Origin of the sequence: Halomonas sp. NPDC076908, assembly GCF_050269715.1 — a bacterium.
In the GTDB taxonomy this organism is placed as follows: Bacteria; Pseudomonadota; Gammaproteobacteria; order Pseudomonadales; family Halomonadaceae; genus Vreelandella.
This window is the reverse complement of the sequence record NZ_JBNNIW010000034.1, coordinates 12,870-38,951: the sequence shown is the minus strand read 5'-3', so window position 1 is coordinate 38,951 and position 26,082 is coordinate 12,870. Positions and strand designations below refer to the sequence as shown.

Here is a 26,082-nt window from a genome sequence, read left to right as displayed (position 1 = left end):
GGCTTGCGAAAGCCAACTTGCACGGGGCGAATGATCAAAAAGTGCTCGCTGGCGGTGATAGGGAAAGTGTCGGCGCCGGCTTCACGGATTCAGGACAATGAGAAGAGGTCATGGCCATGAAGATAGGATTTTCGTTATTTACACTGATTCACCAGCGCCAAGATAAGCCACAGTTTATAACGTCGACCCGCGTCGACTCACTAAAGAACGAACCAGCCACAGCAAAGGCTGAAGACGACCCGTTCACAAAGCGCCTTAAAAAGCAGCAGGAAGCGCTGGAGAAATTGGCGTCGCTACCAACGCCAAAGGAAGCCGCCCAGCAGCAGGCCACCGATAAAGTGGGCTTCCTGCGCCAGCGGATTGAAATGCTGAAAGCCATGATGGCCTTCGCCTCTCCTGAACAGCTTAAAAACCTGGCCAAGGAACTCAAGAGCATCGCCCGAGAGCTTGCCGGTGCGGCTAAGCTATTGAACAATCAAGGTGGTGGTGCTGGCATGACTGCTATCCCATCCGTGGTTCCAACAGCAGCCTCAACGACAGTAGCCCAAGCCAGCGGGGCCGATTCAGCCGCAGCCCAATCGGGTGGTGATGAGAGCGCTGAAGCAACGGTGTCGAGTGACGCGCAGCAAGCTGAAGCCAATGCGCAAACAGCAGAGGAAGAAGTAGAAAAGAGCTCTGAGGAAAAGGCGGAGCAAGAGGCCGAAAAAGCAGCGGACGAGCCTGAAGGCGAAGAATCCAGCGAGCTCGGCTTATTACCTAGCCTCCCCAATCTCATTCAGAATGAAGACAACCGCTCGAAATCCAGCGGCGCCAGCGCTAGTGAACATGCACTACGCGGCGTCCTGACTGACGCCCAGAAAGCGCTGCGCGAAGCCGTTAACGAACTCAAAATTCGGCTGAGAGAAGAAGACAAAGAAGCCCGCCGTGAGCTGAAGAAAGCGGAAGAGGACATGGCGAAGGCCGATCGCGCTATTGCGGCATCAACCTCTGATGCCCTCTACTCCTCCTTAGGGCAGTTACTGCCTTCAACATCAATCGCGGTGTCAGTATTGTCATCATCAATCAATATTGAGGTGTAGCCATAAATAAGGCGCTACTTTTATCAGTAGCGCCTTGGTGTTTTACAGCACATTTAATCGTGCCAAATGTCGCCGTTAATGGCCTTTTTTCTGCTCGTCCGATTTTTTGCTGTCGGAGCCTTTATTAACGTGATGGGTATCCGGCATCGGGTTGGCATCGTCGTGATGATCGTCACGATTTTTAGGGGCTTTTTTATCTTTCTCATTGGGCTGGTTCATCGCTTTTTCCTTACTGTCAGTGGTGTTAACTTCTTAAATCCCTTGGCCTATAAAGCCATCGAGACTCCCTGAATAGCGTAATGAGCTTAATAGAAAGCGAGCACCTATCGCTTTAAGCTGCCTTAACTGTAGTCCTTCTAATGCTATTTTCAATCCATCTAAAAACATATCCAAAAGCGCGATAAATTCTTAAAAACATAGCAAGATCACAACCTTATATAAAATAACCCATTAAAAACAAGCTCCATTAGTAATAACAATGCCTATGATGAACGGGCACTATCAGCTTCATCTCTGTTGGTTTTAATATGCCTATAAAACAGTGGCCGCCTTCAGGTGACCACTGTTTGTTGATTAAGGCGTTCGATTTGTCCCCGCGCCCTGGGTATTGCCAGATGGTGTATTCGAGTTTGCCAAACCTGAGCTATGTCGCTCAGGGCTAGCTAAACCAGGGCTGTCTCGCTGCTCAGGAATGATTTTGTCAGCAGGTGCAGGCGTATCTTTTACGTCACTCGCCTTATCCTGAGGGGCGTTCACACTAGCCTCATTATCTTGATGAACATCGTGAGATCTATGAGCAGCCTCGTCATGAGAAGCATCGCCCTGGTGAGAAGCTTTATAGGCTTCAACTTTTTCGTGAAGGTTATGCTGCGCCTTATCCATCTGCTCATGCCCCGTTTGAGCGGCTTTATGTAGGGCACGGTCGCGATACTCGCCGAAATATTCATCCTCTTTCTTGGTCGCCGGGAAGATGCCGCCTAAAGCAGCGCCCAGTGCAAACCCTAGCGCACCGACCACCAGCGGGTGTTCCTGAATAAAATCAGATGCCTGCTTTTCTGTTTGGCGGGCGCGATGCCCCATGCTGTGCAAGCTATCGTGTGCGCCATGCTGGAGATGAGAAGTAGTCTCTCGCATGCTATCCCCCATGTGGTGGGCCTTTTCACTCAAATGATGCGTTGAGCCTTTAACCTTACGGGCCATTTCGCTAACCCGGCTTTCGCTGTTGGCATGGTGCTCGGTTTCACCCGCCATGCTTGCGGGTGTGCCATAAGCGTGCGCAGTGCCGCTCGTGTGGGATGCATGCTGCTCACCTGAGTAAAAACGCTGGTCAATCGCAGAAGCATAGCGCTGTTGGTGTCGTGCATCGTTCGGATTACGCTGGGCCAGCATCAACCAGCCGATACCAGCGCTGGTGAGCAGAAAGGGCAGCGGATTCTGCTTGATGGTCGTGCCTAAATTGGACACGAATTCGTTGGCACCCCCATGACGTAGATACTCGTAGGAGGTATTCAATAGCTGTTGAGGAGAAAACCGCTCTTCGATTTTATGCAGAGTAGAATCGAGGCGCTCGCGTGATTGATTGATATCCCTTTCAATCTCTTCTGAGTTGCGGTGTTTATCATGATCCGTCATTTCAACTCCTCCTTGACGTTGTGTTGATGCTTCTTCGCAAACGCTTTATCGGTTTGTAAGCTGTTTATGGTGCGAGTGGGCATCATATTTTGGGCCTGAATTTTCTTAAGCCCTGCCGTCAACATAATGAAGCCAATTAACGTCACTACCCCGCCGACAATGACCGCCGATAGCCATGGCGTGGTATCGGGGGGTAGCACTTCATTGAGCAGAAAAATTGCCGCCGCTAGCAGCGCCAGAAAGCCACCGAAAAGTACTGCCCCGGCAATCGCGATGGCGGCTATTGCTGCCATTGCCTGGTGGGTTTTTTCTGACATTTCTGTCTTGGCAAGCGCTGCTTCATTGCGAACTAACGAGCTAAGCTCCTGCATCACCGTAGATAACAGTGACCCCACCGAGGAACCTTGTGAGGTGGTTTTATTATCTGAATCCATTCTGCGCCTCCACTACTCTCAAAAGAGTGCCTACACGGTTAAAAACGTTCGCTATTTCCTTGCTCATTGAAGCCGCCACGCCCATGGGAAGGGCCATCTGAAAGGGTATTAGACAGGGTTCCAGGCGTAGTGGGCTTGGGAACAGAACCAGCTGGCGGCGCGGGGGGCGTAGAACCCTGCATCGGGCTTCCCGCCGTATAGTTAGGCGATGGATCTAGATGACGCCCTTCAGTGGTAGCGTCAGCAGAATGGGTATGATGGCTAGAACTACGTAAAAACCGCGAGGCTAAAAATCCTGCCGCGATTAATCCACCCACAAACAGTGCCGGCTCACGGCGACTAAAGCTCTGGGCTTCACTGCATACGCTGCGTAAGTCTTTATTACGCAGGTTATGGGAAAAGCGCTCGGTAGTATCTGCAAATTTTCTCGCTTGTTTAGAGAAAAATGGCTGCTGCTGTTGATCAAATTCGTCCGCCATTTTTTGCAGAACGCCGGTTAACTTTTGGGTCTGTTCAGCAGCGTTATCGCGTTGCTGCGTGTAATAATCCTCAGCTTGCTGTTGAACCACCTCGCCTACTTCATGAGCTGATTCACGCCCTTGTTGCTTGAGCTTTTCTGAAGACAATGTATCGGATTGAGTGCCTGGGCGTGGGGTGCCTGGGCCTGTATTCGCCTGATTTCCTTGGTCGATCATCTGTCACTTCCTCCTTGTCGTCTCACTTGTCAGCATCCGTGGTGAAACAAAATCATCGTAACGTCAAATCTACTCAGTAAAATTTAAATAAATTAATTTTAAAGAGATAATTCTATATATTTAAATAAAATTATCTTTTACGAGCCATCTATTCTGTCCAAAATCTTACTGGCATATCTTTACCAAGCAGATCATTTATAAAACATAGCGGGCAGCCATCCATTGTCAATTTATGTTTATCAGCAATTAACAAAATCATTGGCTAGTTAACAAATATTAATAACATAAGTTAATTGTTAAAAATAAAACATTAAATACAAACTAAAAATCAACTCATGCTCTGCTTTTTAATATTATTAAATTAAATAAAGGGTTAATTAGCCCACTCCGAGTTTGCTTATTCCTACACCTTTGGTCTACGTTAAAGGCTGACGAAAACCCGAGGATGGGTAGGCACGTTTTTGTGCCCATAGTTCTTTGTCTATAGTTCTGTGCCAACTGTTCTGTGCCAACTGTTCTGTGCCAACAATGGAGTGACCGCACATGAGTGATCAACAGCAACCCCCACAGCATCAAGATAAGCAGCCTGGCGATGAGCACGCCATGCGCCCTGAACCCGAATACATTCGCGAGAGCTATCGCGGCGCTGACAAACTGCTCGACAAAGTGGCGATTATTACCGGTGGTGACAGCGGTATTGGCCGCGCCGTAGCGGTTCACTATGCCCGCGAAGGGGCGGACAGTGTGATTGTGCACTTGAAAGAAGATAAAGATGCCGAAGATACCAAGCGGCTGGTAGAAGCTGAAGGACGCCGCTGCTTAGTACTTAAAGGTGATGTCGCTGAACCCGCGTTCTGCCGCGAGATTGTTAAACGCAGCTTAGAGCACTTCGGTAAGATCAATATTGTGATCAATAATGCCGCTGAGCAGTACGATTGGGATGACATTACCGAGATTCCTGATGATCAGTTGCTGCGCACGTTCCAAACCAATATCTTCAGCCACTTTTACCTCACCAAATCGGCTCTGCCGCATCTCAGCAAGGGCGACACTATTATCGCCACCTCATCAATCAATGCCTTTAAAGGTAACGATACGCTAATTGATTACACCGCCACCAAGGGTGCTATTCAAGGCTTGGTGCGCTCGCTGGCGATGTCGTTGATGGATCGCGGTATTCGCGTGAATGCCGTGGCACCAGGGCCAGTGTGGACACCGCTGATTCCAGCAAGCTTTGAGGAAGAGAAAGTCGCCTCCTTTGGTGGACAGGTACCCATGAAGCGCGCAGGCCAGCCTAGTGAAATGGGCCCTGCCTATGTCTACTTGGCCTGCGAAGAATCCTCCTATATGAGCGGCCAAACGTTGCACTTAAATGGCGGCGTTATCTTAAATACTTAAGCATATGTTGTTGGGATACAGCGCACTTTAATCGGGCGGCCTTGGGTCGCCTTTTTAATTAGAACATTGGCATAAAATCACGACACCGCCAAAATATTCCCGCTCGGGAATATTGACTTTCAAAAATCCTCTTCAATCATTGAAAATTACCGATCGGGAATAATCATAGCGTTTTGATCATTAATATGGTCTATCATTACCGTACGGTAATTTTATCGGACAGTCGCTATGACCTCCCAAATAGAGAATTCAAAACGTATTCGCAGCAGTGAAGAGCTGGGCAAGCTAGTTCAACAAATCCGGCGTGATCAATCATTGCTGCAAAGTGATATTGCCGGGCTTGCGGGCACAGGCAACCGCTTTATTGTCGATCTTGAGCGCGGCAAGCCAACGCTACAGCTACAAAAAGTACTCGATGTTTTGGATCTAATGGGGTTGGAAGTGATTATACAGCGCAAAGGGAGTCACCATGGTCGCCCATAGCGAAGCGCTTGACTTGTTTCATGAATGACAAAACGCTGATCGGCTTAAGTAATGATCTACCCAGTTCAATAGGATCAAGTGATCCCTCCTCTCACTGCCGTTTAGGAGTAGTGGTCGAATAGGTATTGAGATTTAAGAGATGTGTATCCGCTTGCTGCAAAGCTTCTAGCGTCTTAGGCCGATCAAACTCCGCCAATAAGCTGCACAGCACTTCAGAGACAGCTAACGCTGGGGTTAGCGTATGGAAGAAGCTGTCACTTTCCGTGGGGCAAAAAATAGTCTGCTCTGAAAGTGCTACCAGCGGCGATACTTCGCTATCGGTAATAGAAACAATGCCCACCCCCTGCTCTTTTGCCAACTGGGCAAGTTCCAGTGTCCCTGTGGCATACGGTTTGATGGAAATAACCAGCATAACGTCTTCCGGTGTCGCGCGAATAAGTGCGTCTCCACCGGTTCCTCCTGGCCCATCCAGGTGAACCGAGCGGTCACCCAAGAGGGTCATCACGTAATGGAAATGCCAGGCAACCGCATGACAGGAGCGCAGCCCTAGCACGTAAACCTTTCTTGCTGACCTCAACCGATTGGCGGTAGCTTCCAGCCGTTTGAGCGAATCGGGCTCGCTGAGTTTGGCAAGCTGGGCACTCAGCCCTTGAAGCATATGCGAGGCAATATCACTTCCCAGCGCGTCACTACCTTCCTCTACCCGCTGACGTACCTTAGCCGCAAAACCATTACCTCCCCGCCTCAGTGCCTCAGCATGCTGCGCGCGAAGTTCGTCGTAGCCTGGCAAACCCAAGGACTTTGCCAGCCGGGTCATGGTGGCGGGTTGCACACCCGCTAGGCGCGCCACCTCTCGCATTGAGATCAGCGCCACTTCCTCTGGATGCTCCAGCACATAGCGCGCCGCCTGCTGCAACTGTGGGGACATAGCGTCGTACTGGGCAATTATCTGCTCTTTCAGCGGCATCGTCGGTTGCTCTGTTAAATAGTCAGTTGGCTTGGTAAAAAATGATTCACTTGTTTCACTTTACATTAAAATGATTTATTTGTTGTAAATATATCTATGGGTGTGCCAATCTCATTGCCATATGAATTGCCCACCGCTTAATAATGAGGGACAGGAGCCATGACGCGTATTCTTCACCGTGGTATCGGCGGGGCATTGCCCCATGCAGCGTCGGCGCAGGGCGTCTACATCACTGATACCGCTGGGCGTCGCTATTTGGATGGGTCGGGAGGTGCTGCAGTCACTAGCGTCGGCCACGCCCACCCGGAAGTATTGGCGGCGATGCGTTCGCAGATTGATCATCTCTGTTACGCCCACACCGCTTTTTTCACCACCGACGCTGCCGAGGAGCTTGCCGAGAAGCTGGTGAATTTAGCACCAGAAGGACTGGATTACGTTTATCTGGTATCGGGTGGGTCGGAGGCTGTGGAAGCAGCGCTGAAAATGGCGCGGCAGTACTTCGTCGAAATTAACGAACCCCAACGGCGGCATATCATCGCCAGACGTCAGAGTTACCACGGCAACACTATCGGTGCGTTAGCAACCGGCGGCAACGCCATGCGGCGCCAGCAGTTTCAGCCCATTCTGCCAGAAACTCACCATGTATCGCCCTGCTATGCCTATCGCGACAAAGCCGCCGATGAGACGCCGGAGGCCTACGCCTCACGGCTTGCCGAGGAGCTTGAGGCAAAGATCCTGCAACTTGGCCCTGACGAGGTCATGGCCTTTGTTGCCGAACCCGTCGTTGGTGCCACCTTAGGGGCGGTCGCCTCTGAAGCGGATTATTTCAAACGCGTGCGGGCCATTTGCGATAAGTACGGCGTACTGCTGATTCTGGACGAAGTGATGTGCGGCATGGGCAGAACCGGCACTGTCTTCGCCTGCGAGCAAGATGGGGTCACACCGGATATCGTCACCATCGCCAAGGGGTTGGGTGGCGGCTATCAGCCCATCGGTGCGGTCATGCTGTCGGCCAAACTCTACGCCAGTTTTGCCAATGGGTCTGGGCTGTTTCAGCATGGCCATACCTACCTTGGTCATCCTGTCGCCGCCGCGGCCGCCAACAAAGTGGTTGAGATCATTGCACGGCCGGAGACGCTGGCGAACGTTAATTCCATGGGCGCGAGACTACAGAGCGGCCTTGAGTCAGTTCTCGGCGCCTCCCCCCATGTGGGCGATATTCGCGGTAGGGGCTTGTTTCGCGGTATCGAGCTGGTGGCAGACAGGGAAAGCAAAACGCCTTTCGACCCGGCCCGCAAGCTTTACGCCAAGATCAAACGCCAGGCCATGGCGCGCGGCCTGATCAGCTACCCGATGGGCGGCACCATTGATGGTATTCATGGTGACCATATTTTGCTGGCACCGCCCTATATCATTGCGCCGGATGAAGTAGATATGATGATTGAGCGTATTGCTGAGGCCATCGACGCCGCCATCGCAGAGTAATAAGGCAATAACTATCTACATAACAATCTAAATAATATTCTGACTGGAGCTACGTCATGACAACTCCCATATCACCTTCACCCTGCCCGCCTATTACCGACGCTGACTGGCCTGAAGAGATCGCAGATTTACGAGATGGCTTTGCTGGTGCGCTGAACGTCTATCGCACCATGGCCCATCACCCAGCCCTGCTTAGCGCGTGGGCGCCCTTGCGCCAACACGTTGTGAAGGAGAATGCGCTAGGACCGGAGCTGACAGAAGTGGTGATTTTACGCGCAGGCCTGCGCATGGGCGCGGACTACGAGTGGGCCCACCATGTTAGCCGAGCACTCGCCCTGGGGTTCTCCGAACAGCGGATCAATGACATTCGCGGTAACCCAGAAGGCGTGGATGGCCTTATCGTTAATGCGGTGGATGCATTATTTGACGAGCGCATGCTGGCCAAGGAGCAGGAAGCCGAACTTGCTGAGGCGATCGGCCGCAAGGCCGTGATCGACCTGATCGCCATGGTGGGTTTCTATTCGGTACTGGGCTATCTGCTCAAAACCTACGACACACCGGTAGATGACAATATTCAACAAGAAGCGCAAGAAAGGCCGGGGCTGTTTTCAATAGCGCCGGGCGCCTCCTCATAAGTTACGTAAGTTGCTTGACCAGCACCTTCGATTTGCGGGCGTGGTTGTAGGTTTCACGCCTAAGCGTGGGCAGGTCTTCCAGGCTGGCGGCGCGAAAGCCGTGCTCTACAAACCAGTGGGCGGTGTGGGTCGTCAACACAAACATTTCGTTTAACCCCCGCTGGCGGGCGCGGCGCTCCATGGCTTCTACCAAGCGCTCGCCGCGCTCGCCGCCGCGGTAGCTGTCGTGAACGGCTACGCAGGCCAGTTCGGCAATGCTGGTATCGGTAAAGACATGCAGCGCAGCGCAGCCGATCACCATCCCGTCGCGCTCGATCACCATGTAGTCATCAATTTCGTGCTCTAGCCGCTCACGGGAGCGCGCCACCAGCATACCCCGACGCTCTAACGGCTCTAACAGCTCCAGCAGGCCCGCTACATCGTTTAAGGTAGCCGGGCGCAGCTGTTCGTAGCGGTGCTGGGTAATCATGGTGCCCACGCCGTCACGGGTGAACAGCTCACCCAGCAAGGCATCGTGGTTGCGCCAGGAGAGCAGGTGCGTGCGAGCAACACCCTCACGGGCAGCGGTACAAGCGGCCTGTAAGTGACGGGCAAGCTCACTGCCTGGCACCGCGGCACTTAGGCGAGGCTCGGCTTCCGCCGGGGAGAGCTGGCGCAGCAGCGCGCCGTTCTCATCTTCTAGCCCTTCGGATTCCCCCAGCAAAATCAGCTTATCGGCTTTTAGCGCCACGGCAGCGTGCTGGGCCACCTCCGAGGCGTCCAGGTCAAACACTTCGCCGGTGCTTGAGAAGCCCAGCGGCGGCAACAGCACCAATGAACCTTTCTCCAGCAGGCCTTCGATGGCGCTGGCCCGCACACGACGCACTTCACCGCTGTGGTCGAAATCCACTCCTTCGCGCACACCTAGCGGCTTGGCGGTCACCAAGTTGCCAGAAATAACGCTGAGCTCTACCCCATGCAGCGGTGTGCTGGGTAGGCCCAGGGAAAGGCGCGCTTCTAACCATAGCCGCTGGTGGGCGGCGACCTGTTCAACATGCGCCATCACCGCGCGATCCGCTACCCAGCGGCCATCAATACGGGTTGGTTCAACGCCTGCGGCGGTGAGCGCTTCATGCACCTGTGGGCGAATGCCAAACACCACTACCAGGCGAACGCCCAGGGTATTCAGCAGCGCCAAATCCTGAATAAGCTGCTCCCCTCGGCCAGACGCCATCGCTTCGCCTTCAATTAAGATGACAAAGGTTCGCCCCCGGTGCGCATTAATGTAGGGGGAAGCGTTACGAAACCAATCAACAAAGGGGAAGCGCGTATCCAAGGGCCGCTCTCCGGCAGCAGATGAAAGAAACAGACGTTTAGCACAGCTAGCCTAGCTACTTTAACAGAGCACGAAAAACAGCGGCACCTTCTAATGAAGATGCCGCTGACATTTTTACTACTGAGATATCGCTAAATGCTTTCGAGCCTTGGCGTACTGCTTATTGTTTTGTTAACCAAACATGCCTTTAAACATAAAGAAGAACAGGATGGCTAGGCCAGCACCCGCAGGCAGCGTAATTAACCAGGACATCACAATGGTGCCGATCACGCGCAAGTTCAGCGCGGCCATACCGCGTGCTAAACCGACGCCTAATATCGCGCCGACTAGCGTATGCGTCGTGGAAATCGGCAGACCAGTGCCCGAGGCCAATACCACGGTGGTCGCCGCTGCCAAGGTGGCAGCAAAACCGCGGCTAGGAGTGAGTTCAGTAATGCCGGTACCCACAGTGGCGATGACTTTATGACCGTAAGTGACAAGACCAACGACGATGCCGCCGCCGCCCAGCACCAGCACCCACCAAGGCACTAACGCGGCGCTATCAACCACGCCTTCGCTGCGCACAACGCTAATGACGGCGGCTAGCGGGCCGACTGCGTTGGCTACATCGTTAGAGCCGTGGGCAAACGCCATGGCACAGGCGGTGAAGATCATTAGTACGCCGAATACACGTTCAACATTAGCGTAGCCAAAGTGGTCGTTAGCGCTCTGCACATATTTAATCCGGCGTTGCATCACAACGCCCAATCCCATAATCACCACGCCCAGCAAAATCGACAGCAAGAAGCTTTGTCCAAAGCTAAGATCCAAGCCTACGTGGGTAAGCCCTTTGGTCAGCGTCACCATCGAGACAATAAAGCCCACCAGGAAGATATACCCCGGCACATAGCGCTTGGCGGCGGCAAAGGGGTCTTTGTTTTCAAAAATCAGGTGATGCACCGATTTAAACAGTACAAAACCGATGGTACCGGCGAGCAGTGGTGAAATAATCCAGCTAGAAGCAATCGTGCCGACACGGCTCCAAGCAACGGCTTCCACACCTAATCCAACCGCACCAAAACCGACGATGGCACCGACGATAGAGTGAGTGGTAGACACCGGCCAACCCCGCGCCGACGCCACCATCAGCCAAATAGCGGCGGCTAATAGCGCTGACAGCATGCCGTAGACTAACAGCTCTGGATTCGCTTCCAGCAAGACGGGATCAAGCATCCCGCCACGTATCGTTGCAGTAACCTCACCACCGGCCAGCCAAGCGCCGAGGAACTCAAAAATTACCGCGATAATAATAGCTTGTTTGATGGTGATCGCTTTCGACCCCACCGAGGTTCCCATCGCATTGGCAACGTCATTGGCACCGACGCCCCAAGCCATAAAGAAGCCAAACAAACAGGCCAGGATAATGAAGATTTCACCGTGTTGGGCAATAATCAGCATGAAGCTCCCCTTAGCGGGCTGTCAGGATCTGCAGACGGCTACCCACGCGCTCAGCGCGATCGGATAGTTCACCAACCCATTCAATAATCTTGTAGAGAAAGATCACATCGACAGGTGGCAGTTGGCTCTCGAGCGCAAACAGTTGGCGGCGAATCGACACCTGCTGGCCATCGGCCTCATGCTCAAGCGTGTGTAACTCGCGGATCATGTTCTGCATCACATCGGAAACATTGCGCCCAAAACCCGATTCCAATAGCTCTTTAAGCTCTTCCAATGCTTGGCGCGCTTGGGCCACACAGGCAACACTGGTGATAATATAAGCGCGCATGGGTTCCGCCAGCTCGTCAGGCACGCGCATTTTACGCCCCAGCATAATGCCGGTAATGTCACGAACCTTATTGGCAATTTTGTCCTGCACGCTGATCAGGTCGAGCAGATCAGAACGCGAGACAGGCAGAAACATGGTGTTAGGTAGGTTTAACCGTAGCTCTGTTTTCAACGTGTCTGCGTCATGCTCTAGGCGAGTGACGTTTTCACGCAGTTCAGCAGCGCGGTCCCAATCACCAACAAGCGATGCCTCAAAGAACGGCAATAACTGGTCGGCGCATTCATTGGCCTTGACGATGTGGGCCAGCAACGGCTGGAATGGCGAGCGGCCAAACATCGAGGAAAAAGGGTTGGAGGTAACCATAGAGCCTTTAAGCCTGTTTTCGGGAAGCCTGGAAATGGCGGCGCCAGTATAATGAGTGCGCTCGCCGCCGTCATGAAAAGTTCATAAATGTCATCAAATATTCATCTAAATGTCATGATAGTGAGGTGGCTAGCGCCATGAAATCTCCAACTCCCATTGAAGTAGAAATCAAGCTAGCCCTTGCCCCCGCTGGGCCTGACGCTGTTGCGCAGCACCCATTGCTCAGTAAAAAAATCTTTCAGCAACAAACCTTGGTCAATAGCTACTTTGATACGCCTGAAGGTGATTTGGCCAAGGCACGCATTGCCTTACGCCTACGCCAAGTAGATGGCCTCGTACTACAAACCGTCAAAACCGCAGGCCACGGTAGCGGCGGCCTCTCCCAACGACAGGAGTGGGAATGGCAAGTTCCTGACGCCCAGTTAGATCTCACTGCATTAGCAGCACTGCCTCCTTTTCAAAGCGAGCTTAGCGGCGTACTGGATACCCTTACCCCTCAACTCAGCACCGATTTCACGCGCCGCAGTTGGCAGTTGAAGGAAGAAGTCTCCTCGTATAGCGACACTGATCAGGATCAGGGCCAGGAGAGCCATATCGAATTGGTGCTGGATGAAGGTGAGATTAGTAGTGCTGGCTACCGAACGCCAATTCGAGAAATAGAACTTGAGTTAAAGGGCGGCGACCCGGAAGCCCTTTGGGCCTTGGCGCTTATGCTGGCTGAACAGGTTCCTTTGCGCCCTTCAGATAGCAGCAAAGCGGCGCGTGGCAATGCCTTAAGCGCCCAACACTGGCCCTTACCCGACGCACAAACGCCAGCGGAGTGGCTTCACCGCGCCACCCTTGCACTGGATGCCTACCATGATAGCCAGCAAGCAGTGTTTCTCATCCTTGCCCAGCAGGCGTTAGCCACCCTTGCCGGTCACCCAGCACTCGATGTCACCGATAGAGCGCTCGCCGCTATCTTACCGGGCGCGCTGAATGCCAACGGCCAACCAAGCATCGCTTACGGTAAGTCGGCCTTAGCACTTGCACATCGCTTCGCGTACCAAACCGCGCTACGCTAGCGGTTTAGCGCATTTTATAGGACTGCTTTAGTCCCACTTCAGGACGATTTAATGAATTTTCACTTAACTCCTGGCGCGGAAGGCCTGCGCACTCGGCTGTTTCATATCATTTTCGAGTCAGATACACCGGGGGCAAAAGCATTTGATATCGCCTTGATTGCGCTTATTCTATTGAGTGTCGCGGTCATTTTATTGGGGAGTGTTGAGGTTTATGCAGAGCGCTACGGCGAGGTATTTTATTACCTTGAGTGGAGCTTTACGGTGCTGTTCAGCATTGAACTGATCTTACGCATTTACTGTTTAGAACGCCCTACCCTCTACCTAAAAAGCTTTTATGGCATCGTCGATTTAATAGCAGTTTTGCCACCATGGTTGGTGCTATTTGTGCCCGGCGCCCATGGGTTAGTAATAGTGCGCTTGCTGCGTGTGCTGCGTATTTTCCGCATTTTGCGTTTGATGGAGTTTGTCGGGGAAGCGCGCCTATTGCTAGATGCGCTGAAGCGTAGCATGAGGCAGATTTTGCTGTTTTTCAGCGGCGTATTTATGGTGGTGACGCTGTTTGCGGCTTTGATGTACAACATTGAATCACCCGAGGCGGGCTTCACCAGTATTCCAATGTCGATGTATTGGGCCATCGTTAGCATGACCACGGTAGGTTATGGCGATATTGTGCCCGCCACCGCCCTGGGCAAATCGATTACCGTCCTCCTAATGCTGCTCGGTTACTCGATTATTGCGGTGCCCACCGGGGTTTTCTCCGCCCAGGTGATTCGCTCCATTCGTGAAGAGCGCTACTCCGAAGAGGCCTGCCCAGGATGCGGGCACGAACGCCACGAAAAGCGCGCCCGCTACTGCCTACGCTGCGGCACTTGGTTAGACGAAGATAGCGAAGACCCACGCAAGAAAGAGGAAGACAAAAGCGCCCCCGAGGACAACTAAGCCTGCCAGTCAGATCTTGGCACTCGTGGGAGGTAGCTTCAGCTCGCGACCCTTTAGGCTGCCAGTATGACAGCCCTCCTCAAACGCTAAGCCTGGAAAGGAGCAATATCACCGCGCCCTTCACGGATGATTCTAGGCGGCAGTTCGCGCAGGTCGATAACGCTGGTGGGGTCTAGGTGGCAGGCACCACCATCGATAATCGCATCAAGATGCGCACCGAAACGCTCGCGGATCTCTTCCGGGTCGTTCATTGGATGATCATCGCCCACCGGGATCAGCGTTACGCTCATTAGTGGCCCGCCTAATGCCGCCAGCAACGCGTGTGTAATGCGATGATCTGGCACGCGAACGCCAATGGAACGGCGCTTAGGATGCAATAACAGCCGTGGCACTTCTGAAGTGGCATCCAGAATAAAGGTGTAAGGCCCAGGCGTGTGGGCCTTTAGCAGCCGAAACACGCCGTTATCCACCTTGGCGTAAGTACCGATCTCGGAAAGATCAGAACACACCAGTGTGAAGTTGTGCTTATCATCCAAAGAACGTAGCCATTTGATTTTCTCGATGGCTTTCTTCTCACCCAGGTGGCAGCCAAGCGCATAACCCGAGTCTGTGGGGTAGGCGACCACGCCCCCTTTACGGATGATCTCAATCGCCTGATCGATCAGCCGTTTTTGCGGGTTCTCCGGATGAATCTGAAAATATTGGCTCATCAGTTGCTCCTGTCCATAGGCTCTATTTGTACCGCGCTGCTGTCGAGCGCAATCATCTCTCACGCACTTACAGTGACTCGTATTTATAGAGAATAGTGTAAATGCTTAGCGAGTCACCCAGCCGCAAGCATACCAGCCGGTGCATCGCGAAGGTGTACCAAGCGCGGGTGCTGCCAAATGGGTGGCGCCGCCGTGCGCGGTATCATACTCATACTACCGGGGGCCGCATGGCTACCGGGGAAATGAAAGTCACTGCCCATAGAGGCGTACAACTCACGCTCTACTAATTGGCGCGCCAGGTCGCGGGTACTGTCTGGGTTCTGCTGGCCGCTCACTACCTCAACCCCTTGACCACCCGCCGCCTTAAAAGTATCCATCAATAGGCCGCGCTTGCGCCGGGTTAAACCGTGGCGCAGCGGATGCGCAATTACCGCCACGCCGCCTGAGTCGACAATCCAACCGACGACTTCGCTGATTTCAGGCCAGTGAGCTTTGACATCCCCCTTCTTGCCACTGCCCAAATAACGCTTAAACGCGCTGGCCCAATCCGGTACTAAGCCTTCCTCTACTAGCGCACGGGCAAAATCTGGGCGGCCCAATGGTCGGTCACTACCTGCCTGAACTCGGGCTTTTTCCAGTGCATTGCTCAAGCCTATTTTTTCCAGCCGCTCGGCAATCACTTCCGCCCGCTGAATACGCGCGGCACGCTGCTGAATCAAACCGTCTACCATTGGCCCCTGCAAACCACCAGGCATCAGTGCAACCACATGAATATTCACACCCTGCCAGCGTGTGGATAACTCACAGCCTGGGACAAGACACACACCCGTTTGCGCAGCAGCAAGCCCCGCTTCATCAATGCCGTCCATGGTATCGTGGTCGGTCAGCGACATATGCGTTAGCCCGCGCTCAGCACACAGCGTTACAAGCTCGGTAGGGGTGAGTGCGCCGTCCGAAGCCGTTGAGTGCATGTGCAGATCAACCGGATAGCGCTGATCGGCATCAAATGTGTAGGGAAGTCGAGGCATATGCATGACGCCGTGTGGTCAGTTTGTCAGAATGCACCGTTGAGCTGTGAATAAACCGCTCGCAGTGCGTAAGATATGGTGCGCGCTTATGTCAGTCCGGTCAATTGCCGCTAGCGCTGCACCCCCGCCTTTTCAAGGAGTTAACCTCAAATGCTGTATGCCATTATTAGTGAAGATGTGCCCAATAGCCTAGAGCGCCGCCTAGCGGCCCGGCCTGACCATTTAGCGCGTCTGGAAGCGCTGCGTGACGAAGGCCGTATCGTACTAGCGGGCCCTCACCCTGCCATTGATGCTGAAAACCCTGGTGATGCAGGCTTTTCAGGCAGTTTAGTGGTAGCGGAATTCGATAGTTTGGAAGACGCCAAGGCCTGGGCAGATGCCGACCCATACATGATTGCTGGGGTCTATGCCAAGGTAATTGTTAAGCCATTTAAAAAAGTTTTGCCTTGACCGTAATAGATGAATATGGAGGGTCCGTCGGCTTTTTCACAGAGCCTGTGGAAAACTCTGTGCAAACCCGGCGGACGCTTTGCGCTAAGCTAGAGATAGCGCCACTGTTAACAAATTGATCATTTTTTAACCACCTGTTCATTAAGACGGATACCTGCGTGACCCAACGTCCCAACGCTTTGCCTCCGCTTGCGGCATTAACCACGCCAATACTGACCTGGAACGAGGGAGCCCCTCACTCGGAAGCGTTTGGTGACGTCTATTTCACACGGGGTGATGGGCGCGCTGAAACCGAACATGTGTTTCTTGGCGCGAATCATCTCCCTGAACGCTTTGCCGCCTGGGAAGCATCACGGCCTTTTGTGATTGGCGAAACCGGCTTTGGTACGGGGCTAAATGTACTCTGTGCCTGGGCCTGCTTTGAACAGCATGCGTCACCCGGTGCGCGGCTACACCTGATATCCACAGAAAAATTTCCTCTTGATCGCGAAGCACTTGAGCAGGCATTAAGCGCTTGGCCTTCGCTGTCGGATTATTCACAGGTGCTATGCACCCAATGGCCTGCTGCTGTTAGCGGCATTCATCGGCTGCACTTAACCGAACGCGTCACCCTTGATCTTCATTTCGGCGATACCACGGAGCGTCTGGAACAGCTGGACGGCCAAGTAGATGCTTGGTTTTTAGATGGCTTTGCGCCCTCCAAAAACCCCGACATGTGGCAACCCCAGCTGTTTAACGCCATGGCCGCCCGCTCAAGGCCTGGGGCAACCTTTGCTACCTTTACCTGTGCGGGCATTGTTAAGCGCGGCCTGAAAGCAGCCGGTTTTAACTGGAAAAAAGTACCGGGCTATGGCCGCAAGCGTGAAATGCTCGCGGGTAGTATCGACACGCCACCTGATGATCAACGCAGACAATCAACGCCGTGGTTTACGCCGCCTGTAGCGCTGAATAAACATACTGCGATGGACGGTGCTATGCATGTCGCAATCGTAGGCGCTGGGCTTGCGGGAAGCACCGTCGCGGCGGCATTAGCCCGGCGAGGCCTGAAGATAACCGTCGTGGAACGCCACGCACCTGGCGCGGGTGGTTCCGGTAATCGTCAGGGGGCGCTCTACGTAAAGCTGGCCGCTGAGACCAATCACCAGAGCCGGGCCTATCTCGCTGGGCTACTGTATAGCCAGCGCTGGCTGGCACAGCAACACGCTAACCAAGCCTTATGGCAGCCCTGCGGCGTAGTGCAGTTGGCAAGTAGTGACAAAGAAGCGCGCCGTCAGCAGCACTTTATGCAGCAGCACCCGCTGCCCACAGAGGTGGTTACCGCGCTTGAAAACCCTGCGCTAACCGAGACCGCAGACATCAGTATTGATGCGTCCCATGGCCTTTTTTATTCACAGGCGGGCTGGGTACGGCCCAAGGCGCTCTGTGAACATTTACTCCAGCAGCCCGGCATCACCCTACAGCAGGGATACGTTAGCTCTCTGCGCCAGCGAGAGAACGGTTGGCAGCTTACTTTAGCCGATGGCAGCACACTTGATACCGATCATGTTGTGATTGCCAGCGCCCATCTAGCGAATCGCTTTGCCCAAACATGTGAGCTTCCGCTGCAGTCAGTACGCGGTCAGATTAGCGAAATAGCGCTACCCGAGGGTGTCATGGGGCCAAAGCGGGTGGTGTGTGCCGGTGGCTATGTGGCGCCTGCATTGGATGGTGTGCTGACCTTTGGTGCCAGTTTTGTACCCAATAACGCGACTACCGATGTGACGGCTGACGACCATCAGGGCAATATTAATGAGCTAAGCCAAACATTGCCTGCGCTGGTAGAAGAATTGAAACTGGCGGGTATGATGCTAACCCCCGACCAGCTTCAGGGCCGCACAGCCGTGCGTGCAGCGAGCCCCGACAAAACGCCTTACGCAGGACCTGTGCCGGTAGCAGAGTTATGGCGAGAAGATTATGCACTGCTCAGCAAAGATGCCACCCGCATAGCGGATACGCCCGGCGAGCATTACCCAGGCCTGTGGATATCCACCGCCCACGGCGCGCGAGGGTTAGCCAGCGCCCCGCTCTGCGCTGAGGTGATCGCCTCACGCATATGCAATGAGCCAATGCCACTGGAAGCACCGCTGGTGGATCACCTCCACCCAGGGCGGCGCATTATCAGCGCAATTATTCGCGGTGAGAACGCGTAACAACGCTCTGAGCTGCCAAAACTAAATATCGCCCTCTTCCTCATCGTCGGCGATATCGCGTCCAAATGAACGCCACTGGGCCAGGGACATGACTTCAGTCATCTCCAGCTCAAGGTCATGGGCGATGATCAGCTCGTTGCGCTCTAACTGCTTTTTCAGCTCGGCGACCCAGCCGTGCATGCCCTCGCCCGTGGTATCGGTGGTGTCGTAGCCCTGGCGGGTCACAAACGCCTCTAGTAGGGCATTGAGGGTGTCCGGTGGCAGCATTCTGGCGGGTACTTCAATAAATCGACTCATTAACGCTGCTCCCACTCTGCCAAACGCTCAATAAAGGTGGCTTCATCGATCACTTCCACCCCCATCTGCTCGGCTTTTGTCAGTTTGCTGCCCGCCGCTTCGCCAGCGACCAAACAGCTGGTTTTCTTTGAGACACTGCCCGCTACCTTGGCACCCAGCGCCTGTAAACGCGCCTTGCCTTCATCCCGGGTCATACTCTCCATTGAACCGGTGAGCACCCAGGTCTGCCCTTCCAGCGGTGTTGGGCCCTGGGTAACTTCCGCCTCTTGCCAGCTAATACCGGCTGCAATCAGCGCGGCAATGGTTTCCTGGTTGTGGGGTTGGCGAAAGAAAGTATGCACATGGGTGGCCACAATCGGGCCGACATCGTTGACCGCTTCCAATGCTTCCAACTCAGCGGCTTGAATAGCGTCTAGGGTACCAAAGTGATTGGCAAGGTTCGCCGCTGTTGCCTCGCCTACTTCACGAATGCCTAACGCATAGATAAAGCGTGCCAAAGTGGTCGACTTAGCGACTTCGAGCGCATTGACCAAGTTGGTGGCGGACTTCTCGCCCATACGCGGTAGGCTCTGCAACTGCTCAATGGTTAAGTGAAACAGCCCAGCGGGGCTTTTCACCCAGTCCAAATCGACCAACTGAACAATCAGTTTTTCACCCAGGCCGTCAATATCCAGAGCTTTACGGCTAGCGAAATGCTTTAGCGCTTCCTTACGCTGTGCCGCGCAGTACAAGCCGCCGGAGCAGCGCGCCACCGCTTCGCCTTCAATGCGCTCAATCTCCGAGTCACATACGGGGCATTGCGTGGGGAACACAATCGCTTTTGCATCAGCAGGCCGCTGCTCAATATGAACGCTAACCACCTGGGGAATCACCTCAAAGTGTCACTCTCTACAATTACATCATATGAATAATTTCTCATTTTATCAATTGTTTATACGATAACAATAGTGCACGATCTCTACTTGATACTTTCAAATAGGTATTGAGCATTGACTTACAACGACAAAATTGAATATCTATCTACCTTCATTGATAGCGAAACTCTTAATTTCATCACTGGATATGCGAATAGCCTAGCCAAGTCGAACCGCGAGGCCACTATGCATGCTCTTTGTACATGCATCGGCTTGCTCATCGAATCCAAGACTGGAAACAATAATTCATTTTCTCTGGTACGAAACCTCGAATTTATTCGTTCGTATTACTGCCAACAACACACTCTGACAACCGCCGCAAAAAATTATGCATACATCTTAATTATAACTAACAAACTTATAGGTTATGGCTTTATTAAAGAAGATGGCGAACTTCCATCTAAGCCTCAAACAAACATGGATCACCAAAAGTACAAAGAAGAAAAAATTCCCGATAAAACGCTCAACAAGCTAAAAGCAAAGCTAAGTGCCGACCAAATCTTTGACGCTATACTTTTAAAATGTTGCACTCCAAATATTGCTAAAAGACTTAAAGAACATGTCAACTCGAAAAAAAATAGCAAGCATCATCGCGGCCCGCTGGTTGAAATTCTACCGCAGCTTCACGCAACATCCACTAACTGGCATGAAAATCCAAAAATTATTAACAACGAACTCTCTATATTTCGAGATGATTTGTTAAATAATTATCAGCGAAGTAGCGCATATGGTCGTTTTCAGAATGTAAAAAATTCGTTTTTGGTACTCATCGAGCACCAATTGCTACCCAATAATATTGTTCTCCCGAACAACTTGCGTCGATGCACACGAACGCAGAAAGTGCGTTCTAACAACCCTTTAATATCAAATATTAAAGTGTATGACGAACATCAAAAAGAAAAGTTTATTGACTCCAGCACATTTATATCTGATTTAAAAAAAGATTTATCTAACAATTTAAATATAATCGTATCAGAAGCAAAAAATATAGTTTACGACGCTTATCACGCCTTCCAATCAAAGAAAGAAATAGTTGAAAAAAGCCAGGTTAAGGAGTTTATTAACCACCCCAAAATGCTGGTAAAAAACAATACAAAAGGTAAGAAATATCTTAATCCATTTTATAATACAAACCCACTGAGTTTTGAAAATCAAGTTGCAGCACTTGATCATTATTTTGATTCCGTGGTGCAGAACGTTCAAACATTTAGTATTTATGGATTTCGTTGTCGTCATGAGCTTTTAGGTTATTTGGGACTACTACCTAAAGTTGCGTCTGCCATGCAAATCATCATTGTAGAAGAACTCGGGATTAATCCCTACTCACTCTACAAAGTTAAAATCTATAGTGATAGCCACGGCCATGAATTTGTTCAAGTAACAGATGAAGGGAGTGTACGACTCAAGGCCTTAAAGCCTCGCGCCAGAAATGCTCGAACCAGACATGCTGCTGGCAGCACATTTCCACTGACTGAAATAGATCCTAATGATATTGATGCAGCAACGTGTTTGAAGATGGCACTAGAAATGACATCACGAACTCGAGGTATAACCAAACAATCTGAGCTTTGGTTATGCCTAACCAAGTGGGGAGCAACATCCCCAACACCAGAAACTTTCCAGAACTGTTTTAATAACATAAGACAAAAGCTTGCAAAAGAAAAAACAGTTTTTAATGAAGCTTCGTTGAAAAAAATTCGCACGTCGAAAGCAATTTTAATTTATCTTGATTCGAATGGAAACGCATTAAAGTCCGCAACCTATCTTGGTAATCACGTAAAAACAACACTTGCACGGTATATACCCCCATACCTTTCAGAGTTAGTTTATAGAGTCAAAATCCGAGCTTTCCAAAATATTTTATTATATATGGCAGTATCTAGTGATGCTGCACCAGCTCAGTCACTTTTGCTTGACAGCGAAACTTTTGAAAATCAAGTCAAACAAGCTTTTAAAAATCCAGATATGGGCGGTAATCTCTTCGAGAGAATCGCTTTTCACCCACAAACAGTAAGTAAACCCTCCAACATATATTTTTGTGTATCCGAAAAAAACATCGCTCTCGCAATTAAATATGCCTTAGAAGGCTCCGAAGAGACCTTGCGGGAATACTGCAAAAATGTACTTACCAAAATCTCAGAAGGTCCTATCACCATGAAACAGCTTTTGCGTAAAGCGCATTTAGCCGTGCAGAATGGATAATATGTTAAATAATATGAAAAATTTCAATTTTAGTCCAAAAAGAGAGCTGGTCGATTATATTGAGGCGGTCAATATAATAGAGGATAAGAACTACCCAAAGCCCAGATGGATGTTAAATAATTCTGTAGACGATGAAGTATGGATACTGGCGAAGACAGCATTTCCCGCTACAATACCAGGAGAGGATCCCCAGAGTGTAGATAAACTGGAATTCAAACGATCCGTGTCATATGGAGAATATTTAACGGATCCTCTATGGTCACCTTTACTAATCGATATCCGCCATAGCCTTTTGTACTTACACCTAATCGGAAAGATCAGCCGACCTCTTCGCATGAGAGACATATTAATTACGACAACATATGTCATATTTCATGCGAATGAGCTACGACATAGAACCAATAAGCCACCAGTAAGGAATCTAGACCAATTAACATTCAACGACCTTAAACACTACCTACTGTCATACAAGGTTTCTAGACAACATTTAGATGCTGCATTAGAAATTATAATGCACCGCTGGAGAGCAAAATCAGAAATTGATTGGAATGAACTTTCTCATGAATTTCAGATGACTTTAAGAGAATTCATGAGTCTGAAACACAAGTTGATTCTCCTCTTAGATTCTCGTTTCGATAACTTTCAAGCACAAAAAAATCAATTTCGAAAGTATCAAAAAGCAAACACGAAGGATTTTAACTCAGATATAGACCTAGCTCCTAAAGAAAAAACAATCTCAAATATTATTTCTCATTTAGAAGCGCTCTACGTATCGCGGACGGCTCAGCTATACAAATTCCAGCACTCCCCCATAAAGTTATTTTCTTCGGGAAAAACAATATTTAAGCACATGCTGGAGCCAGAAAAAACGCCCTTAATGCCTGTTAATGTTGCTCTTCATACAATTTCTTCAGCTTTACATTTTGCACGGAATTTTGGCCCCCCGTTACTAGAACTTGTTTCACAACTTAATAAAACAGAGCAAAATAAAATCAAAGAACTAGGGCACTCACCATCTACAATTCAAGCTAGATATTCTAAAGAAATTAAAGAGTATACGTTTAAACATACCAGTATTCCAGACGCTCTTACCTCTCTCAATATAACATCGTGGCTCACAGAAACAGAAGAAACAGTTTCGCCAAACGATAAAAAAGGCTTATCAGTATGTAATGCCATAACATTATACTGTGCGGCTATATGGCTTTTATTAGCGAGCTTTTCAGCCGGGCGTTCAACCTCCCTACTCTCACTTAAGCGTGACTGTTTTCGACAATCTCCAATCGATGGTTTATTCGACCTTGTTCTTCGCATCCCAAAAACTTCAGAACGATTTGATTTAGAGGAAGTGCATCGACCCATTCCCAATTTAATTCATGATTATGGGCTAGACTTTGCGGCACTTATTTGTGAACTTGAATCACGTCGCAACTTCTTCTCACAAGACTCTGAATCATACTTATTTGGCGCGATAATAGCAGAGAGATCAATGTACGCTAACCTTTATTCCGGTGGAGAATTTTATAAAGCGCCTTTAGGACTCGATAGTATCTACAATGCTATAGATTTTTTCCAAGACTGGAGTGAATCTCCACTCATAGATGGTAAACGCTGGTATCCAACCACACACCAGTTTCGTCGTTTATTCGCAGTGCTTTATTTTAACTTCTCTGATTCTTACGGTTTAGATGAATTATCTTGGTTTATGGGACATGCAGACCTAGATCAAACATTCCATTATGCCGAAGTATCGCCTACAGATGAATGGCTTGAGGAGGCAAAATTAACGATTGCACGTACTGCCGCCCAACTACATAAATGTATTTACAGTGATGAAACCATACAAAATATCGTTTCATCAGCCAGGCAAGAATCAAAAATTTCCACTGTTTTGGAGCCTCTTGTCCACAGTATGATCAATGATCACATAGCAAATACTGGCGAACAAGTACGTTTTCATAAAATAAATGGTGAGGATGTTTTTTTCTATTTCTCAGATAAAGAGGAATCTTAAAAGTGTCAAAATTTAAAACTGGTGAAACATCTAAAAACGTGCTTGATAAGAAGAATAAAATAACAAAGTCAATATTGCTAAAAGCTAAAATTCTTGATCAAATTGATATTATAGATGATATACCTACAAGCCTTATGATAAAAGGGCGAAAAATATCTGAAGTTGCTATACACAAATGGCACGATGAGGAACTTAATATATGTGCATATTCTCGTAATACAGCGTACGCAGACCATAACGCAAACGCTCTCAAAACCTTACTTTCAGCTATTAATAATGCAAACCAAAGAATTATAAACTCGGATACGAGTAGCCGTGAATATAAATTCTCCTCAAATGCTAGTTACGATAGTTTAACTGATCTTCGTGAAGAGAATGAAATGTTGAGATCCGCTCTTGCGGAGGTATATCGCGCCTATATGCAGTTAATCGAGAAAAATCGAGAAGACAAACATATTGATGAAGCATATAGAACAATGATTTTAGATCAATCACGAATTCTTGGAAGGCATCGTTTTCAGATGATTAAGTAATGTCTAAACTACAGATAGCTAAGTATCCGCGCTTAGATTTTATACTGACCAGCAGCCGAAAGCACGAAAGCTCCAATTGCCCATTACCTTTAATCATAAAAAATGATGGTAGCTTCGACTGGGAAGCAAATGCATATTTAACAAATTACGGCGGGGGTTCGCAAGTTTACAACATTTCTCCCTTAGCTACTACTGTAGTTAAAAAGGCATACAGCCTTAATATTTTTACTTCTTTTTTAGACGATAATAAAATCAAACTAGAAATGATTGATGATAGTATTATTTATGATTTCATTGAAACCTTAAATGATCGAGGCGTCAATGACGACACTATTATCTCCCATGGTAGAACTGCACTCAACTATATTCTTTACCTAAGTGGTAAATACCCAGAATGGCAATTGGCTACTTCAAATTTTTCATTAGATAAGAAATTCAATGTACACTACTCTTTATCAAGTTTTCAAAAAAACGGTCGTAACATTGAATATATAACACACCGCGCCTTAGATGGTTTAATACATATAAGTCGTGAAACTGATTACATTCGTGACCACGAACTAATGATGTGGTTTGATGCAATTAATCATACCACCTATCATCCTAATATTAATGATTTTTTAGTTACTCGTTGGCAAGCATTAGGCACTTTACTAGATATATCAGGATCACGAATTACTGAAATTCATAAAATTACACGATCAATGATTAAGAAGGCAATGCATCCATTAGCGGATGTCAATGAAGTAGCTGTTATCCGGGACCTCCCTATTCTTAAAGGAAAATATAAAGGTAAGACCCGTCAAGTTCCCACTACAATGGATGACTTGCAAATTATAATGATACATATCTTAAAAGTTGAAGATAAATTTCCAAATTTAAATCATGATGCAATTTTTGTTGATATAAGAACTGGGAATCCTCTTACTGCATCCTACATAAAAAACTATGCTAAGAAAGTGATAAATGGTAGCCAATACTCTGACTACTTAAAACACCTCAACAATCACTCTTTTCGTCATCGTTTCATAACAATTAACATTGCTAAGGCAATCCAAAAAATTTCATCTTCAGGTAGTTTCTTCAACGTATTAACAGTAGCTGCAGACGCATGCAGAAAATTAACAATGCACGCATCAAACGACACGTTATCACGATATATACATTTAGCTTCAGAATACAATAATTTACAGAATGGCAATAATGAGAATATTTCTACGCAAGTTAGAATACGCATACAAAAAATGAAAACTATTGCAAAAGATTTAAGATTAAACAATATTAATGAGAACAAAGCATTACAAAAACTATTAGTTTTACTTGATGAGCTATAAAGGATTTATCCACGTTTAATTAATATAACTCTACGACTGTTTATCTTTGCAATTGGTGTTTAATTACATTTTAAATGGCGTCAGTTAGACGCCATCAAGTGCTTCCCTCACTATTGTTATATTTATAGTATTGAAAATATTAAATGTACGCTCTTGT

At 49.5% G+C, this 26,082-nt stretch carries 24 protein-coding genes and 1 pseudogene; 13 read left to right on the top strand and 12 right to left on the bottom strand.

Annotation, left to right across the window (positions count from 1 at the left end):
* The first annotated feature begins 110 nt into the window (after positions 1-110).
* Complete coding sequence (locus tag ACQKE4_RS16705; protein WP_427389437.1) at positions 111-1,079, top strand: hypothetical protein; 969 nt, start codon at positions 111-113, stop codon at positions 1,077-1,079.
* A gap of 75 nt (positions 1,080-1,154) precedes the next feature.
* On the opposite strand, the gene ACQKE4_RS16700 is transcribed toward ACQKE4_RS16705, so the two are convergent.
* The 4 genes from ACQKE4_RS16700 to ACQKE4_RS16685 form a co-directional block, all read right to left on the bottom strand.
* Positions 1,155-1,298 carry a hypothetical protein gene (locus ACQKE4_RS16700; RefSeq protein WP_427389436.1) on the bottom strand — a complete coding sequence of 48 codons (144 nt, stop codon included), beginning with the start codon at positions 1,296-1,298 and terminating at the stop codon, positions 1,155-1,157.
* 354 nt (positions 1,299-1,652) lie between these two features.
* Positions 1,653-2,711, bottom strand: a complete 1,059-nt coding sequence (locus ACQKE4_RS16695) for a DUF3618 domain-containing protein (protein ID WP_427389435.1) — start codon at positions 2,709-2,711, stop codon at positions 1,653-1,655.
* A complete protein-coding gene (locus tag ACQKE4_RS16690) occupies positions 2,708-3,145 on the bottom strand; it encodes a phage holin family protein (protein ID WP_427389434.1) in 438 nt (145 codons plus the stop codon). Before ACQKE4_RS16690 ends, ACQKE4_RS16695 begins: the two co-directional genes overlap by 4 nt.
* Before the next feature lie 38 nt (positions 3,146-3,183).
* A complete protein-coding gene (locus tag ACQKE4_RS16685; RefSeq protein WP_427389433.1) occupies positions 3,184-3,840 on the bottom strand; it encodes a hypothetical protein in 657 nt (218 codons plus the stop codon).
* 543 nt (positions 3,841-4,383) lie between these two features.
* Between ACQKE4_RS16685 and ACQKE4_RS16680 the strand changes: the two genes are divergently transcribed.
* Both ACQKE4_RS16680 and ACQKE4_RS16675 read left to right on the top strand, forming a co-directional pair.
* Positions 4,384-5,238, top strand: coding sequence for an SDR family oxidoreductase (locus tag ACQKE4_RS16680; RefSeq protein ID WP_427389432.1), 855 nt, complete (start codon positions 4,384-4,386; stop codon positions 5,236-5,238).
* A 228-nt stretch (positions 5,239-5,466) separates the two neighbouring features.
* Entirely contained in the window at positions 5,467-5,721 is a 255-nt protein-coding gene (locus ACQKE4_RS16675) for a transcriptional regulator (RefSeq protein ID WP_427389431.1), read from the top strand.
* A 91-nt stretch (positions 5,722-5,812) separates the two neighbouring features.
* Here the strand turns inward: ACQKE4_RS16675 and ACQKE4_RS16670 are convergent, their stop codons facing one another.
* A complete protein-coding gene (locus ACQKE4_RS16670; RefSeq protein WP_427389430.1) occupies positions 5,813-6,688 on the bottom strand; it encodes a MurR/RpiR family transcriptional regulator in 876 nt (291 codons plus the stop codon).
* A 159-nt stretch (positions 6,689-6,847) separates the two neighbouring features.
* Between ACQKE4_RS16670 and ACQKE4_RS16665 the strand changes: the two genes are divergently transcribed.
* Together ACQKE4_RS16665 and ACQKE4_RS16660 are read left to right on the top strand one after the other, a co-directional pair.
* Entirely contained in the window at positions 6,848-8,173 is a 1,326-nt protein-coding gene (locus ACQKE4_RS16665; protein WP_427389429.1) for an aspartate aminotransferase family protein, read from the top strand.
* Between the two features lie 56 nt (positions 8,174-8,229).
* Positions 8,230-8,808, top strand: a complete 579-nt coding sequence (locus tag ACQKE4_RS16660) for a carboxymuconolactone decarboxylase family protein (RefSeq protein ID WP_427389428.1) — start codon at positions 8,230-8,232, stop codon at positions 8,806-8,808.
* A 1-nt stretch (position 8,809) separates the two neighbouring features.
* On the opposite strand, the gene argA is transcribed toward ACQKE4_RS16660, so the two are convergent.
* The 3 genes from argA to ACQKE4_RS16645 all read right to left on the bottom strand — a co-directional run bounded on the left by argA (position 8,810) and on the right by ACQKE4_RS16645 (position 12,251).
* Positions 8,810-10,123, bottom strand: a complete 1,314-nt coding sequence (gene argA, locus ACQKE4_RS16655) for an amino-acid N-acetyltransferase (RefSeq protein WP_427389427.1) — start codon at positions 10,121-10,123, stop codon at positions 8,810-8,812.
* Positions 10,124-10,294: 171 nt separating this feature from the next.
* On the bottom strand, positions 10,295-11,560 hold the full coding sequence (locus ACQKE4_RS16650; RefSeq protein ID WP_427389426.1) for an inorganic phosphate transporter: 1,266 nt from the start codon (positions 11,558-11,560) through the stop codon (positions 10,295-10,297).
* Positions 11,561-11,570: 10 nt separating this feature from the next.
* Positions 11,571-12,251: a TIGR00153 family protein gene (locus ACQKE4_RS16645; RefSeq protein ID WP_427389425.1), complete on the bottom strand. Its 681-nt coding sequence runs from the start codon at positions 12,249-12,251 to the stop codon at positions 11,571-11,573.
* 137 nt (positions 12,252-12,388) lie between these two features.
* Between ACQKE4_RS16645 and ACQKE4_RS16640 the strand changes: the two genes are divergently transcribed.
* Positions 12,389-13,315, top strand: a complete 927-nt coding sequence (locus ACQKE4_RS16640; RefSeq protein WP_427389424.1) for a CYTH domain-containing protein — start codon at positions 12,389-12,391, stop codon at positions 13,313-13,315.
* 51 nt (positions 13,316-13,366) lie between these two features.
* Positions 13,367-14,254, top strand: a complete 888-nt coding sequence (locus ACQKE4_RS16635; protein ID WP_427389423.1) for an ion transporter — start codon at positions 13,367-13,369, stop codon at positions 14,252-14,254.
* A gap of 86 nt (positions 14,255-14,340) precedes the next feature.
* Here the strand turns inward: ACQKE4_RS16635 and ACQKE4_RS16630 are convergent, their stop codons facing one another.
* Complete coding sequence (locus ACQKE4_RS16630) at positions 14,341-14,964, bottom strand: L-threonylcarbamoyladenylate synthase (RefSeq protein ID WP_427389422.1); 624 nt, start codon at positions 14,962-14,964, stop codon at positions 14,341-14,343.
* A 113-nt stretch (positions 14,965-15,077) separates the two neighbouring features.
* Positions 15,078-15,998 (bottom strand): PHP domain-containing protein, encoded by a 921-nt coding sequence (locus ACQKE4_RS16625; RefSeq protein ID WP_427389421.1) that lies wholly within the window; start codon positions 15,996-15,998, stop codon positions 15,078-15,080.
* A 144-nt stretch (positions 15,999-16,142) separates the two neighbouring features.
* On the opposite strand from ACQKE4_RS16625, the gene ACQKE4_RS16620 reads away from it, so the two are divergent.
* Positions 16,143-16,442: a YciI family protein gene (locus tag ACQKE4_RS16620; RefSeq protein WP_427389420.1), complete on the top strand. Its 300-nt coding sequence runs from the start codon at positions 16,143-16,145 to the stop codon at positions 16,440-16,442.
* A gap of 158 nt (positions 16,443-16,600) precedes the next feature.
* Entirely contained in the window at positions 16,601-18,631 is a 2,031-nt protein-coding gene (gene mnmC / locus ACQKE4_RS16615; RefSeq protein WP_427389419.1) for a bifunctional tRNA (5-methylaminomethyl-2-thiouridine)(34)-methyltransferase MnmD/FAD-dependent 5-carboxymethylaminomethyl-2-thiouridine(34) oxidoreductase MnmC, read from the top strand.
* A 21-nt stretch (positions 18,632-18,652) separates the two neighbouring features.
* On the opposite strand, the gene ACQKE4_RS16610 is transcribed toward mnmC, so the two are convergent.
* A complete protein-coding gene (locus ACQKE4_RS16610) occupies positions 18,653-18,928 on the bottom strand; it encodes a YheU family protein (protein ID WP_427389418.1) in 276 nt (91 codons plus the stop codon).
* Positions 18,928-19,803 (bottom strand): annotated as a pseudogene (gene ligA, locus ACQKE4_RS16605) (NAD-dependent DNA ligase LigA); the annotation flags it as partial. The pseudogene ligA and the gene ACQKE4_RS16610, both read right to left, overlap by 1 nt.
* A 114-nt stretch (positions 19,804-19,917) precedes the next feature.
* On the opposite strand from ligA, the gene ACQKE4_RS16600 reads away from it, so the two are divergent.
* From ACQKE4_RS16600 to ACQKE4_RS16585, 4 genes are read left to right on the top strand one after another with little or no spacing between them, the layout of a single operon-like run.
* A complete protein-coding gene (locus ACQKE4_RS16600) occupies positions 19,918-22,044 on the top strand; it encodes a hypothetical protein (protein WP_286902492.1) in 2,127 nt (708 codons plus the stop codon).
* Positions 22,037-24,058 (top strand): hypothetical protein, encoded by a 2,022-nt coding sequence (locus ACQKE4_RS16595; protein WP_208797129.1) that lies wholly within the window; start codon positions 22,037-22,039, stop codon positions 24,056-24,058. Before ACQKE4_RS16600 ends, ACQKE4_RS16595 begins: the two co-directional genes overlap by 8 nt.
* Before the next feature lie 2 nt (positions 24,059-24,060).
* The gene (locus tag ACQKE4_RS16590; protein WP_141439926.1) at positions 24,061-24,591 is read left to right on the top strand and encodes a hypothetical protein; all 531 of its coding nucleotides are present in this window, start codon (positions 24,061-24,063) and stop codon (positions 24,589-24,591) included.
* Positions 24,591-25,925 (top strand): site-specific integrase, encoded by a 1,335-nt coding sequence (locus ACQKE4_RS16585; RefSeq protein ID WP_141439927.1) that lies wholly within the window; start codon positions 24,591-24,593, stop codon positions 25,923-25,925. The genes ACQKE4_RS16590 and ACQKE4_RS16585 overlap by 1 nt, the downstream gene beginning before the upstream one ends.
* Positions 25,926-26,082: the final 157 nt, after the last annotated feature.

Excerpts from the sequence above, each read along its gene's own strand:
- ACQKE4_RS16690 (WP_427389434.1), bottom strand. The coding sequence starts at position 3,145 with ATGGATTCAGATAATAAAACCACCTCACAAGGTTCCTCGGTGGGGTCA.
- ACQKE4_RS16610 (WP_427389418.1), bottom strand. The coding sequence starts at position 18,928 with ATGAGTCGATTTATTGAAGTACCCGCCAGAATGCTGCCACCGGACACC.
- ACQKE4_RS16680 (WP_427389432.1), top strand. The coding sequence starts at position 4,384 with ATGAGTGATCAACAGCAACCCCCACAGCATCAAGATAAGCAGCCTGGC.
- ACQKE4_RS16635 (WP_427389423.1), top strand. The coding sequence starts at position 13,367 with ATGAATTTTCACTTAACTCCTGGCGCGGAAGGCCTGCGCACTCGGCTG.
- ACQKE4_RS16660 (WP_427389428.1), top strand. The coding sequence starts at position 8,230 with ATGACAACTCCCATATCACCTTCACCCTGCCCGCCTATTACCGACGCT.
- ACQKE4_RS16640 (WP_427389424.1), top strand. The coding sequence starts at position 12,389 with ATGAAATCTCCAACTCCCATTGAAGTAGAAATCAAGCTAGCCCTTGCC.
- ACQKE4_RS16700 (WP_427389436.1), bottom strand. The coding sequence starts at position 1,298 with ATGAACCAGCCCAATGAGAAAGATAAAAAAGCCCCTAAAAATCGTGAC.
- ACQKE4_RS16685 (WP_427389433.1), bottom strand. The coding sequence starts at position 3,840 with ATGATCGACCAAGGAAATCAGGCGAATACAGGCCCAGGCACCCCACGC.
- ACQKE4_RS16645 (WP_427389425.1), bottom strand. The coding sequence starts at position 12,251 with ATGGTTACCTCCAACCCTTTTTCCTCGATGTTTGGCCGCTCGCCATTC.
- ACQKE4_RS16705 (WP_427389437.1), top strand. The coding sequence starts at position 111 with ATGGCCATGAAGATAGGATTTTCGTTATTTACACTGATTCACCAGCGC.
- ACQKE4_RS16665 (WP_427389429.1), top strand. The coding sequence starts at position 6,848 with ATGACGCGTATTCTTCACCGTGGTATCGGCGGGGCATTGCCCCATGCA.
- ACQKE4_RS16675 (WP_427389431.1), top strand. The coding sequence starts at position 5,467 with ATGACCTCCCAAATAGAGAATTCAAAACGTATTCGCAGCAGTGAAGAG.
- ACQKE4_RS16585 (WP_141439927.1), top strand. The coding sequence starts at position 24,591 with ATGTCTAAACTACAGATAGCTAAGTATCCGCGCTTAGATTTTATACTG.
- ACQKE4_RS16695 (WP_427389435.1), bottom strand. The coding sequence starts at position 2,711 with ATGACGGATCATGATAAACACCGCAACTCAGAAGAGATTGAAAGGGAT.
- ACQKE4_RS16625 (WP_427389421.1), bottom strand. The coding sequence starts at position 15,998 with ATGCATATGCCTCGACTTCCCTACACATTTGATGCCGATCAGCGCTAT.
- ACQKE4_RS16670 (WP_427389430.1), bottom strand. The coding sequence starts at position 6,688 with ATGCCGCTGAAAGAGCAGATAATTGCCCAGTACGACGCTATGTCCCCA.
- ACQKE4_RS16650 (WP_427389426.1), bottom strand. The coding sequence starts at position 11,560 with ATGCTGATTATTGCCCAACACGGTGAAATCTTCATTATCCTGGCCTGT.
- ACQKE4_RS16630 (WP_427389422.1), bottom strand. The coding sequence starts at position 14,964 with ATGAGCCAATATTTTCAGATTCATCCGGAGAACCCGCAAAAACGGCTG.
- ACQKE4_RS16595 (WP_208797129.1), top strand. The coding sequence starts at position 22,037 with ATGGATAATATGTTAAATAATATGAAAAATTTCAATTTTAGTCCAAAA.
- ACQKE4_RS16620 (WP_427389420.1), top strand. The coding sequence starts at position 16,143 with ATGCTGTATGCCATTATTAGTGAAGATGTGCCCAATAGCCTAGAGCGC.